Raw genomic sequence first — 12,355 nt, 5'->3', positions numbered from 1 at the left:
GGCCCCGGGGGCGGGGGCGCGGCGCTGGGGGCCGCGCTCGGCGGGACCGCCGTGACGGCCGGCGGGCCGCTGCCGGTCGACGTGTCGTGTGAGGAGCCGCACATGGCGACGCACACCGCGACGAAAGCGACAATGACGCCGAGCGCGATCTGTGTCCGCCGGGTCTTCAGCGATAGGGCAGGCACAGCCACTCATCTCCGATCAAACGTTTCGCGGCCCTCAGCAATTACCCCCGCCGGGCGCGGTTCTCACGCCGCGCCCGGCAGGAGTGACGGCAATCTCAGTCAACCCGGGCCGGGTCAGCCCCCGTGGCCGGGCTGCTTGGGCTTGCCGCATTTGCCGTCGACGGCCTGTCGTAGGTTGATGCTCGTCGCTTGCAGCGCGCCGCCGTTGTCCTGAGTTCCGCGCGCGGACAGGCACTTGCCCGGCGTGATCGCGTCGGTGTTCGCAGACGACTGCTTGCTGTACTTGGTCTTGGCATCGACCGTCACGGGCGTTTGCGTGGTGTTGCCGCTCGGATCGGTGTTGGTCACGTTGATGGTGTTACCGGTCACCGACGCCACCGAGCCACGGACCCAGGCCGGCTTCGCGGGCGCCTGCGACGGCGGAAGGGACGGGGCGGTGGTCGAGGCGCCCGGCGCGGACTGCGGAGGCTTGGGGCACGCGCCGTTCACGGACTCGCTGATCTTCACCGACGCGGCGGTGACCGCCTGCCCGGGGGCCGATCCCTCCGTCGGCTTCACGCTGACGCAGCTGCCCGGGGTGACGTCCGGAAGCCCGGCCGGCACGGCCTCGGTGATCTTGGTGGTCGAGGTGAAGTTGACCGAGGCGGTCGCGTTGTCTTCCTTGGTGACCTGGATGGAGTTGCCCGCGACCGAGGCGATCAGACCGCTGACCCGCGCTTCGGCGTTAGGGGTGGACGACGTGGTGGTCGAGGTGACGGTGGACGTCGCGGTTGAGGTGGACGTTGACGTGGAACTGGATTTGTTCGAAGAGCCGCAGGCGGACAGGGACAATGCGGTGGCTCCCGCGACGGCGAAGACCGCGAAGCGAGTGAGCCGGGGCACTGGACAGCTGGCAGACATCAACGTTTCTCCATTCGTCGGTTAGAGCCAACGTCATGGTTTACCCGTTTAAACTGTGGCTAACCTGTGTATCCGCCGCGTCAGAACGCTTCTTCGGCCACCTTCATGATCTCGTCGTCCATGGATTCGATGACACTGCGCAGCGAGGTGAGCTTCGGCAGCATGTTCTTGGCGAAGAATCCCGCGGTCGCGATCTTGCCCCGATAGAAGGCCTCGTCGTTGCCGGCGCCCTCGGCCAGCGCGCGGGCCGCGATCCCGGCCTGCATCAGCAACAGCCAGCCGATCAGCAGATCGCCCACCGCGAGCAGGTAGCGCACCGATCCCAGCCCCACCTTGTAGATCTCTTCTGCCTGTTGGGCCGCCGACATCAGGAAGCCCGTCAGCGCACCCGTCATCGCCGTGACATCGTCGTACGCGGTCTGCACCAGCTGGGCGATCGGCTTGAGGGCCTCGTCGCAGTCGTCGATGGTCGCCGTGATCTGAGTCGTCAGGAACTGCAGGGCCTGACCCCGGTCGCGCACGATCTTGCGGAAGAAGAAGTCCAGCGCCTGGATGGCGGTGGTGCCCTCATAGAGGGAATCGATCTTGGAATCCCGGATGTACTGCTCGAGCGGATAGTCGGCCAAAAAGCCGGAACCGCCCAGGGTTTGCAGCGACTCGGTCAGTACCTCATAGGCCCGCTCCGAGCTGACCCCCTTGACGATCGGCAGCAGCAGATCGTCGATGCGGTGCGCCATCTCGGGGTCTGCACCCGAAACACGTTGGGCCACAGCCTCATCCTGATGTGCGGCGGCATACATGTAGAGCGCGCGCAGCCCCTCCGCGTACGCCTTCTGGGTCATCAGGCTGCGGCGCACGTCGGGATGGTGGATGATCGTGACCCGCGGCGCGGTCTTGTCCGACATCTGCGTCATGTCCGCACCCTGCACGCGCTCCTTGGCGAACGCCAGCGCGTTCAGGTAGCCGGTGGACAGCGTGCCGGCGGCCTTGACGCCAATGGTCATGCGCGCCTGCTCGATCACGGTGAACATCTGCGCGATGCCGCGGTGCACATCGCCGACCAGGTAGCCGACGGCGGGCACATCCGTTGCGCCGAAAGTCAATTCGCACGTGGGGGAGGACTTGATGCCCATCTTGTGTTCCACCCCGGTGACGTAAACCCCGTTGCGGGGGCCGAGTTCGAAGGTGTCGGGGTCGAACAGGAAGTTGGGCACGTAGAACAGGCTCAGCCCCTTGGTGCCCGGTCCGGCGCCCTCCGGGCGGGCCAGCACCAGATGGAAGATGTTCTCGGCGGTATCGCCCACGTCGCCGCCGGAGATGAAGCGCTTGACGCCCTCGATGTGCCAGGTGCCGTCGGGTTGTTCGATGGCTTTGGCGCGGCCGGCGCCGACGTCGGAGCCCGCGTCGGGCTCGGTGAGCACCATGGTGGCCGCCCAGCCCCGCTCGACACCCTGCGCGGCCCATTGACGCTGCTGCTCGTTGCCCTCGACATACAACGCCTGAGACATAAACGGGCCCAGGCAAAAGAAATTCGCCGACGGGTTGGCGCAGATCAGCATCTCGTTGACCGCCCACGCCAGCGGCGGCGGGGCGGGCATGCCGCCGATCTCTTCGGCCATGCCCAGCCGCCACCAGCCGGCCTCCTTGAGCGCGGCCACCGTCTTGGCCAACTCGTCGGGCACCGTGATCTTGTGCTCGGCCGGGTCGAATACCGGCGGATTGCGGTCGGCGAAGGCGAACGATTCGGCCACCGGACCTTCGGCGAGGCGAGCGGCTTCGGCCAATATCGTTTTGACCGTGTCCTCGTCGAGCTCGCTGTAGCCGCCGGTGCCCAAAACGGCGCCGACATCGAGCATTTCGAAGAGGTTGAACTCGATATCACGAACGTTTGCGATGTAGTGGCCCAACGCGATTCCCTCACTGGTCCTCGAGGCGGCGGATCGTCAGGCCCAGTCTGTCGGACGCGGGAAAACGTACGCAACCGTAACCAGCGCCGCTCCGAGCGGCGCGGCGCGCCGCTAGCCGTATTCCGAACTCCCGGCACATCGGGGAACATCGGGTCGGCTCCGGGCGTTACGGCAAATGTGACAACACTTGATCTCACCGCTGAGAAGTTCAACGAAACCATCGAGGGCAACGACATCGTGCTCGTCGACTTCTGGGCGTCCTGGTGCGGCCCATGCCGCCAGTTCGGCCCCACTTTCCAGGCGTCGGCCGAGAAACACCCCGACATCGTGCACGCCAAAGTCGACACCGAGGCCGAACAACAGCTGGCCGCGGCCGCCCAGATCCGGTCCATCCCGACGCTGATGGCCTTCAAGAAGGGCAAACTGCTGTTCAACCAGCCGGGTGCCCTGCCGCCGGCCGCCCTGGAGGATCTGGTCCAGCAAGTCCGCGCCTTCGACGTCGACGCCGCCCAGGCCGGGCAAGCCGAATAAGCCTCCACGCCGCGCTGCGCGCAGAGCCACGGTTAGCTACGCGCTAGGTTGCATGGGTGAGTTTGGTACTGGTGGATCACCCGCGGCCCGGCGTCGCACTGATAACCCTGAATCGGCCGGAGCGGATGAACTCCATGGCCTTCGACATCATGCTCCCGCTCAAGGAGGCCCTGGAAAAGGTCACCTACGACAATTCGGTGCGCGTCGTCGTGCTGACCGGGGCCGGCCGCGGCTTTTCCTCCGGCGCCGATCACAAGTCCGCGGGCTCGGTGCCGCACGTCGAGGGGCTGACCCGCCCGACCTACGCGCTGCGCTCCATGGAGATCCTCGACGAGGTCATCCTGGCGCTGCGCCGGCTGCACCAACCGGTGATCGCCGCGGTCAACGGCCCCGCCATCGGCGGCGGCCTGTGCCTGGCCCTGGCCGCCGACATCCGGGTGGCCTCGACCAGCGCGTACTTCCGCGCCGCCGGCATCAACAACGGGCTGACCGCCAGCGAACTGGGGCTGTCCTACCTGCTACCGCGGGCCATCGGCTCGTCGCGCGCCTTCGAGATCATGCTGACCGGTCGCGACGTCACCGCCGAGGAGGCCGAACGCATCGGGCTGGTGTCCTGCCAGGTGCCCGAGGAGCAGCTGCTGGACACCTGCTATGCCATCGCCGCGCGGATAGCGGCCTTCTCCCGGCCGGGCATCGAGTTGACCAAGCGCACGCTGTGGAGTGGACTGGACGCCGGTAGCCTGGAAGGGCACATGCAAGCCGAAGGCTTGGGACAGCTTTTCGTCCGCCTGCTCACCGCCAACTTCGAAGAAGCAGTTGCCGCGCGCGCAGAACGACGACCCCCGGTGTTCACCGACGACAAATAGGCGTCTTTTCAACCAAGGAGAGCGATCGTGATCACGGCCACGGACCTCGAGGTCCGCGCTGGTGCGCGCATCCTGCTCTCCCCGGACGGTCCCGACCTGCGCGTGCAGCCCGGCGACCGGATCGGTCTGGTGGGCCGCAACGGCGCCGGTAAGACCACCACTCTGCGCATCCTGGCGGGGGAAACCGAGCCCTATGCGGGCGCGATCCACCGCGCCGGTGAAATCGGTTATCTGCCACAGGATCCCAAGGAGGGCGACCTCGACGTGCTGGCCCGCGACCGGGTCTTGTCGGCCCGCGGGCTCGACGTGTTGCTGACCGACCTGGAAAAGCAGCAGGCGTTGATGGCCGAGGTCGCCGACGACGACGCCCGCGACCGCGCGATCCGCCGGTACGGGCAGCTGGAGGAGCGTTTCGTCGCTCTCGGCGGCTACGGCGCGGAAAGCGAAGCGAGCCGCATCTGCGCGAGTCTCGGCCTGCCGGAACGGGTGCTGACGCAGCAGCTGCGCACCCTGTCCGGCGGGCAGCGCCGCCGGGTGGAACTGGCCCGCATCCTGTTCGCCGCGTCCGAGGGCGGCGCGGGTATGTCGGGTTCGTCGACCACGCTGCTGCTCGACGAGCCGACCAACCACCTGGACGCGGATTCCATCGGCTGGCTGCGCGATTTCCTGCGCGCACACACCGGTGGGCTGGTGATCATCAGCCACAACGTCGAACTGCTCGCCGACGTCGTCAACCGGGTGTGGTTCCTGGACGCGGTGCGCGGCGAGGTCGACGTCTACAACATGACGTGGCAGAAATACCTCGACGCGCGGGCCACCGACGAGCAGCGCCGGCGCCGGGAACGCGCGAACGCCGAACGCAAGGCCACCGCGCTGCGCTCACAGGCCGCCAAGCTCGGTGCGAAGGCCACCAAAGCCGTTGCCGCGCAGAACATGTTGCGTCGTGCCGACCGGATGATGGCCGCGCTCGACGACGAGCGGGTGGCCGACAAGGTGGCCCGCATCAAGTTCCCCGACCCGGCCGCGTGCGGGCGCACGCCGTTGGTGGCCACCGGGCTGAGCAAGTCCTACGGGTCGCTGGAGGTGTTCACCGGCCTCGACCTGGCGATCGACCGCGGCTCGCGGGTGGTGGTGCTGGGCCTCAACGGCGCCGGGAAGACCACCCTGCTGAGGATCCTGGCCGGCACCGAGGCGCCCGACACCGGGGGACTCGAGCCCGGGCACGGGCTGCGGATCGGCTACTTCGCCCAGGAGCACGACACGCTCGACAACGATGCGACCGTGTGGGAGAACATCCGCCACGCCGCACCGGATTCGGGCGAGCAGGATCTGCGGGGGCTGTTGGGCGCCTTCATGTTCAGCGGCCCCCAGCTCGACCAGCCGGCGGGCACCCTGTCCGGCGGCGAGAAGACCCGGCTCGCGCTGGCCGGGTTGGTGGCCTCGACCGCCAACGTGCTGCTGCTCGATGAGCCGACGAACAACCTCGACCCGGCCTCGCGCGAGCAGGTGCTCGACGCGCTGCGCAGTTACCAGGGCGCGGTGGTGTTGGTGACGCACGATCCGGGTGCCGCCGAGGCGCTCGACCCGCAGCGCGTCGTGCTGTTGCCCGACGGCACCGAGGACTTCTGGTCCGACGAATACTCCGATCTCATCGAGCTCGCCTGATTTGATGGCGGCGACCCGCTGCGCCTTGGCTGACCATGCCGCGCTCGCGATCGCCACGACTTCGCAGGCGATTCGGCGAAATCGGCCCGCGGCCGACGGCGGCTTCCTACGCTGGGTGCTTGCGATCGTGTCCCGCGTCGGAGGAGCCATGAAGAGAACACTGCAAAGGTCGGCCAAGACACGCGACCAGTTGTTGCACGAACTGCGCCACGCCTACGAAGGCGGCGCCAGCATCCGCAGCCTGGTCGCGAAGACCGGCAGGTCGTACGGGTCGATTCATAGCTTGCTGCGTGAGTCGGGCACCACGATGCGCAGCCGCGGCGGCCCCAACCGGACCGCCAAGATCGCGCGGGCGTAGCGTCACTGCGAAATCACATCCCCTTGTTCGCGGTGACGTTACGATCGCTTCTCAGAGTCGTTGCGGCGCACCGAGTTTTCCACCAGATCCAGGACCGCGGATAGGCGCTGCGGGTCCTCGCCGGACGCCGACCGGGCCACCAGACCGTCGAGCACCAGCTCCAAATAGCACTGCAGCACGTCGCCGGGCACGTCGTCGCGCACCCGGTGTGCCTCCTTCTGCCGGCGCAGCCGATCGGTGGTCGCCGCCGCCAGCTCGGCCGACCGTTCCGCCCATCCCCGGCTGAACGCGGGATCGTTGCGCAGCTTGCGGGCGATCTCCAATCTGGTGGCCAGCCAGTCGAACTGGTCCGGCGCGGCCAGCATGTCGCGCATCACCTGGATGAGTCCCGCGCGGGACGCCACGTCGGCCATCCGCTCGGCGTCCTCGTGGGCGAGGGCGAAAAACAGCGCGTCCTTGTCCCGGAAGTGGTGGAAGATCGCGCCGCGCGACATCCCGATCGCCTTCTCCAGCCGGCGGACCGTCGCCTGCTCGTAACCGTATTCGGCAAAGCAACGGCGGGCGCCGTCGAGGATCTGGCGGCGTCGAGCCGCCAGATGGTCCTCGCTGACCTTGGGCACGGGGTGAGGTGGATTCGGGCCGGGACTAGCCGGACTTCAGCATGTTGCGCAGCACGTACTGCAGGATGCCGCCGTTGCGGTAGTAGTCGGCCTCGCCGGGGGTGTCGATGCGCACCACCGCGTCGAACTCGACGTCGTCCCCGCCGTCCTTGGTTGCCTTGACGTGCACCGTCTTCGGCGTCTTGCCGTTGTTGAGCTCCTCGATCCCGGTGATGTCGAACACCTCGGTGCCGTCCAGGCCTAGGTCGGTGGCCGACTTGCCGTCGGGGAACTGCAACGGGATCACGCCCATGCCGATCAGGTTGGAGCGGTGGATCCGCTCGAAGGACTCGGCGATCACCGCGCGGACCCCCAGCAGCCGCGTTCCCTTGGCGGCCCAGTCTCGCGAGGAACCCGACCCGTATTCCTTACCGCCCAGCACCACCAGCGGAATGTCTTGTGCCGCATAGTTTTGCGCCGCGTCGTAGATGAACGCCTGCGGTCCGCCGTCCCGGGTGAAGTCGCGGGTGTAGCCGCCGGACACGTCGTCGAGCAGCATGTTGCGCAGCCGGATGTTGGCGAACGTGCCGCGGATCATCACCTCGTGGTTGCCGCGCCGCGAGCCGAAGGAGTTGTAGTCCTTGCGTTCCACGCCGTGCTCGTCGAGGTACTGCGCCGCCGGGGTGCCCGGCTTGATGCTGCTTGCGGGGGAGATGTGGTCGGTGGTCACCGAATCGCCCAGCAGCGCCAGCACGCGCGCGCCGGTGATGTCGGCGACCGGCTCGGGCTCGGCCGGCATGCCATCGAAGTACGGGGGCTTGCGGACGTAGGTCGAATCCGCGTTCCACTCAAAGGTATTGCCGCTCGGGGTGGGCAGGTTGCGCCACCGCTCGTCGCCCTTGAACACGTCGCCGTAGTTCTTGGTGAACATCTCGGAGTTGATCGCCGAGGCGATGGTGTCGGAGACGTCCTGCTGCGACGGCCAGATGTCCTTCAGGAAGACGTCGTTGCCTTCTTTGTCCTTGCCGAGGGGCTGGGATTCGAAGTCGAAGTCCATGGTGCCGGCCAGCGCGTAGGCGACCACCAGCGGCGGCGACGCCAGGTAGTTCATCTTGACGTCGGGGTTGATGCGGCCCTCGAAGTTCCGGTTGCCCGAGAGCACGGCGGTCACCGACAGGTCGTTGTCGTTGACGGCCTTCGAGATTTCGTCGGGCAGCGGACCGGAGTTGCCGATGCAGGTGGTGCAGCCGTAGCCCACCAGGTAGAACCCGAGCTTCTCCAGATACGGCCACAGGCCGGCTTTGTCGTAATAGTCGTTGACCACCTGCGAGCCGGGAGCCATGGTGGTCTTCACCCACGGCTTGGACGTCAGTCCCTTCTCGACGGCGTTGCGGGCCAGCAGCGCGGCGCCCAGCATCACCTCGGGGTTGGAGGTGTTGGTGCACGACGTGACCGCCGCGATCACCACCGCGCCGTGGTCGAGCACGAATTCGCCTCGCTCGTCGGACTTTACGGTCACCGGGTTGCTCGGGCGGCCCTTGGCGTGCGCGGCCGCCGAGTGCACCTCGGGCACGTCGTCGGCATGACCATTCGACACCGCGCCGGGGTCGCTGGCCGGGAAGGTCTCCTCGACCGACTCGTCCAGCTTCGAGTAGCCCTGCTGGCCGTCGGCGTCACCGTCGACATAGCTGAGGATCTGCTCACGGAAGGTGGACTTGGCCGCCGACAAGGCGATTCGGTCCTGCGGGCGCTTGGGGCCGGCGATCGACGGCACCACCGTTGAGAGGTCGAGCTCGAGGTACTCCGAGAACGCGGGCTCGTGGTCGGGGTCGTGCCACAACCCCTGCTCTTTGGCGTAGGCCTCCACCAGCGCCAGTTGCGCCTCGGTGCGGCCGGTGAACCTCAAGTAGGAGATGGTCTCCTCGTCGATGGGGAAAATGGCTGCGGTGGAACCGAATTCGGGGCTCATGTTGCCCAGCGTGGCGCGGTTGGCCAGCGGCACCTCGGACACGCCCTTGCCGTAGAACTCGACGAACTTGCCGACGACACCGTGCTTGCGCAGCATCTCGGTGACGGTCAGCACGACGTCGGTGGCGGTGACGCCGGCCTGGATCTCCCCGGTCAGCTTGAAGCCGACCACGCGCGGGATCAGCATCGACACCGGCTGGCCCAGCATCGCGGCCTCGGCCTCGATGCCGCCAACGCCCCAGCCCAGCACGCCCAGGCCGTTGACCATCGTGGTGTGCGAGTCGGTTCCCACACAGGTGTCGGGGTATGCGACGCCGTCGCGCTCCATCACGACGCTGGCCAGGTACTCGATGTTGACCTGGTGCACAATGCCGGTGCCCGGAGGCACCACCTTGAAGTCCTGGAACGCGCCTTGGCCCCAGCGCAGGAACTGGTAGCGCTCGCCGTTGCGCTGGTATTCGATCTCGACGTTGCGCTCGAACGCGTCGGCCGTGCCGAACAGGTCGGCGATCACCGAGTGGTCGATCACCAGGTCGGCCGGCGCCAGCGGGTTGACCTTGTCCGGCTTGCCGCCGAGGTCGCCGATGGCCTCGCGCATGGTGGCCAGGTCGACGATGCAGGGCACACCGGTGAAGTCCTGCATCACCACGCGGGCGGGCGTGTACTGGATCTCAATGCTGGGTTCCGCCTTGGGATCCCAGTTCGCGATGGCCTCGATGTGGTCTTTGGTGATGTTGGCGCCGTCCTCGTTGCGCAACAGGTTTTCGGCCAGCACCTTGAGGCTGTAGGGCAGCTTCTCGGTGTTGGGAACGGCGTCGAGGCGATAGATCTGGTAACTCTGGTCGCCGACCTTGAGGGTGTCGCGGGCTTCGAACGAATTCACAGAATCAGTCACTTCAACTCCAGAGTCTTTAGTTCTCCCACCGCGACGGGCCGTGTCGGCGGTGCGGTGCCAACTTTAACAGTACGCTTGTCCTGCATTACGCCGGCACTCCTGATTGCAGTCTTGTCGCCGCGGCCGCCGGTTTAAACCCTCGCGACGTCTCCAATCCTTGGCCGAGCGCCACGCTAAAGTGACCGCCGTGGCCGAGAGTCACGCCAGCGTGACGGGCACATGAGGAGGGACGCGATGACCGTGCAGGCCTTGCCGCTCTACATTCCGGTGGACGTCGACATGACCATGGTGAAGGCTCAGGTCGCCGCCACCGGAGTCAGCGCCCCGCCGTCGGCGCTGCCGGGACTGCTCGACGTGGTCAACCAGGCACACGCCGACGGCATCAACCTCAAGATCGTGCTGCTCGACCACAACCCCCCGAACGACACCCCGCTGCGCGACATCTCGACGGTGGTCGGCGCGGATTATCACGACGCGACGGTGCTGACGCTGAGCCCGAGCTACGTCGGCAGCTACAGCACGCAGTTTCCGCGCGTCACGCTCGAGGCCGGCGAGGACATCGCCAAGACCGGCAATCCGGTGGTCTCCGCGCAGCATTTCTTGCACGAGTTGGACACGCCCGAGTTTCCCTGGACCGGGCTGACGATTTTCCTGTTGATCGCCGTCCTCGCGGCGGCCGTCGGCACCCGGGTGTTGCAGGTGCGTAGCAAGCGCTCAGCAACGACGGACGATACCGCGGCCACCCCGGCAGTCGACACCAATACCGCCGTGTAGCCACCAATATTCGCTTCTTCGGGTTCCGTCGACGAACCCTCGCGGCAAGCTGCGGCAAACCGGGCAGGTCACCGTTCGGTCACATTAAACGCACGTAGAGAGTGCGATTTCGGTGGAGCGTTTGCACGCCCACCCGTGTGACGTACGGTGCAAATGATGCTGGTGTTGTCTTTGGCGCCTTTCGGGGAACCTGTGGCTGGCGCCGCCCGTCGTGTTGAGCCGTAGGAGACCTGAGTCGAATGAGACGCACACGCTGGGGGTCTTCTGCGCGACCGGCCGCAAGGCTGATGCGGCCCGTCGTCCCATCCGTTTTGAGCCTCGCGCTGCTGATCGCGACGCCGGGCCTCGCGGACGCCGATCCCACCGCCGACAACCTGGCCGCACTCATCGCCGACGTCGCGAAGGCCAACCAGCGGCTGCAGAACCTCAGCGCCGAGATCCAGACCGAGCAGGAAAGCGTCAACAAGGCCCTGGTCGACGTGGAGACCGCGCGGGACAACGCGGCCACCGCCCAGCACGACGTGGAGACCAGCCAGCAGGCGGTCAAGGACGCCAACATCGCCATCGCCGGGGCGCAGCGCCGCTTCGACACGTTCGCCGCGGCCACCTATATGAACGGCCCGTCGAACAGCTACCTGACGGCGAGCAGCCCCGACGACATCATCGCGACCGAAGCCGCCGCCAAGAACCTGACCACGAGCTCGCAGACCGTGATGGCCAAGCTGCAGCAGGCCCGCACCGAGCAGGTGAACAAGGAATCGGCGGCGCGGCTGGCCAAGCAGAACGCCGACAAGGCCGCCGCCGACGCCAAGGCCAGCCAGGACGCGGCGGTGGCGGCGCTGACCAACTCCAAGCAGAAGTTCGAGCAGCAACGCGAAGACATCATTCGCCTTGCCGCCGAACGGGATCAGGCTCAGGTCAAGCTGGAGGCGGCCAAGCGCGAGGCCGCGCGGCAGTGGTCCGCCGGCGCCGGCGGACCGGGAGCGCCCGCGTCGGGCGACCGGTGGGACACCGGATCGCCCGGAGCGCCCGCGCCGTCGTCCGGGGGCCGTCAGTGGGATGGCGCCTGGGACCCGACGCTGCCGATGATCCCGAGCGCCAACGTTCCCGGCGACCCGATCGCGGTGATCAACCAGGTGCTCGGCATCTCGGCCACCTCGACTCAGGTCACCGCCGGCCTGGGCCGCAACTTCCTGCAGCAGATGGGCATCCTCAAGCCCGACGACACCGGCATCACCAACGCGGGGCCCGGCGGCGTCGGCGGGCGCATTCCCCGGGTGTACGGCCGGCAGGCCACCGAATACGTGATCCGGCGCGGCATGTCGCAGATCGGCGTGCCCTACTCCTGGGGCGGCGGCAACGCGGCAGGCCCGAGCAAGGGCATCGACTCCGGGGCCGGCATCACCGGCTTCGACTGTTCGGGGCTGGTGCTGTACTCGTTCGCCGGGGTGGGCATCAAGCTGCCGCACTACTCGGGCTCGCAGTACAACCTGGGCCGCAAGATCCCGTCCGCACAGATGCGCCGCGGCGACGTCATCTTCTACGGCCCGGGCGGCAGCCAGCACGTCACGATCTACCTCGGCGACGGCCAGATGCTCGAGGCCCCCGACATCGGGTTGAAGGTCCGCGTCGCACCGGTGCGCACCAGCGGCATGACGCCCTACGTGGTCCGCTACATCGAGTGGTGATCCAGTGAGTACTGAACGA

10 protein-coding genes and 1 pseudogene are annotated in these 12,355 nt (G+C 67.3%); 6 read left to right on the top strand and 5 right to left on the bottom strand.

Annotation, left to right across the window (positions count from 1 at the left end):
• From ACYQ8K_RS24710 to ACYQ8K_RS24700, 3 genes and pseudogenes are all read right to left on the bottom strand, one after another.
• Nucleotides 1-170 (bottom strand): annotated as a pseudogene (locus ACYQ8K_RS24710) (DUF5666 domain-containing protein); the annotation flags it as partial.
• Nucleotides 171-299: 129 nt separating this feature from the next.
• Complete coding sequence (locus ACYQ8K_RS24705; RefSeq protein ID WP_459973166.1) at nt 300-1,085, bottom strand: DUF5666 domain-containing protein; 786 nt, start codon at nt 1,083-1,085, stop codon at nt 300-302.
• Nucleotides 1,086-1,165: 80 nt separating this feature from the next.
• A complete protein-coding gene (locus ACYQ8K_RS24700; RefSeq protein ID WP_459973164.1) occupies nt 1,166-2,992 on the bottom strand; it encodes an acyl-CoA dehydrogenase in 1,827 nt (608 codons plus the stop codon).
• A 177-nt stretch (nt 2,993-3,169) separates the two neighbouring features.
• Between ACYQ8K_RS24700 and trxA the strand changes: the two genes are divergently transcribed.
• From trxA to ACYQ8K_RS24680, 4 genes are all read left to right on the top strand, one after another.
• Nucleotides 3,170-3,523: a thioredoxin gene (gene trxA / locus ACYQ8K_RS24695; RefSeq protein ID WP_459973162.1), complete on the top strand. Its 354-nt coding sequence runs from the start codon at nt 3,170-3,172 to the stop codon at nt 3,521-3,523.
• A gap of 56 nt (nt 3,524-3,579) precedes the next feature.
• On the top strand, nt 3,580-4,389 hold the full coding sequence (locus ACYQ8K_RS24690) for an enoyl-CoA hydratase (protein WP_459973160.1): 810 nt from the start codon (nt 3,580-3,582) through the stop codon (nt 4,387-4,389).
• Nucleotides 4,390-4,416: 27 nt separating this feature from the next.
• Nucleotides 4,417-6,054, top strand: a complete 1,638-nt coding sequence (locus tag ACYQ8K_RS24685) for an ABC-F family ATP-binding cassette domain-containing protein (RefSeq protein ID WP_459973158.1) — start codon at nt 4,417-4,419, stop codon at nt 6,052-6,054.
• Between the two features lie 160 nt (nt 6,055-6,214).
• Entirely contained in the window at nt 6,215-6,412 is a 198-nt protein-coding gene (locus tag ACYQ8K_RS24680; RefSeq protein WP_459973176.1) for a helix-turn-helix domain-containing protein, read from the top strand.
• Nucleotides 6,413-6,450: 38 nt separating this feature from the next.
• On the opposite strand, the gene ACYQ8K_RS24675 is transcribed toward ACYQ8K_RS24680, so the two are convergent.
• Together ACYQ8K_RS24675 and ACYQ8K_RS24670 are read right to left on the bottom strand one after the other, a co-directional pair.
• Nucleotides 6,451-7,032: a TetR/AcrR family transcriptional regulator gene (locus tag ACYQ8K_RS24675; protein ID WP_459973156.1), complete on the bottom strand. Its 582-nt coding sequence runs from the start codon at nt 7,030-7,032 to the stop codon at nt 6,451-6,453.
• 25 nt (nt 7,033-7,057) lie between these two features.
• On the bottom strand, nt 7,058-9,874 hold the full coding sequence (locus ACYQ8K_RS24670; RefSeq protein WP_459973154.1) for an aconitate hydratase: 2,817 nt from the start codon (nt 9,872-9,874) through the stop codon (nt 7,058-7,060).
• 234 nt (nt 9,875-10,108) lie between these two features.
• On the opposite strand from ACYQ8K_RS24670, the gene ACYQ8K_RS24665 reads away from it, so the two are divergent.
• Both ACYQ8K_RS24665 and ripA read left to right on the top strand, forming a co-directional pair.
• The gene (locus ACYQ8K_RS24665; protein WP_459973152.1) at nt 10,109-10,648 is read left to right on the top strand and encodes an Rv1476 family membrane protein; all 540 of its coding nucleotides are present in this window, start codon (nt 10,109-10,111) and stop codon (nt 10,646-10,648) included.
• A gap of 239 nt (nt 10,649-10,887) precedes the next feature.
• Nucleotides 10,888-12,336: an NlpC/P60 family peptidoglycan endopeptidase RipA gene (ripA, locus tag ACYQ8K_RS24660; RefSeq protein WP_459973150.1), complete on the top strand. Its 1,449-nt coding sequence runs from the start codon at nt 10,888-10,890 to the stop codon at nt 12,334-12,336.
• Nucleotides 12,337-12,355: the final 19 nt, after the last annotated feature.

The sequence above is a fragment of the Mycobacterium sp. MUNTM1 genome (assembly GCF_054660795.1).
Note: the sequence above shows the minus strand (reverse complement) of the source record. Positions and strands in the feature narration are given on the sequence as shown.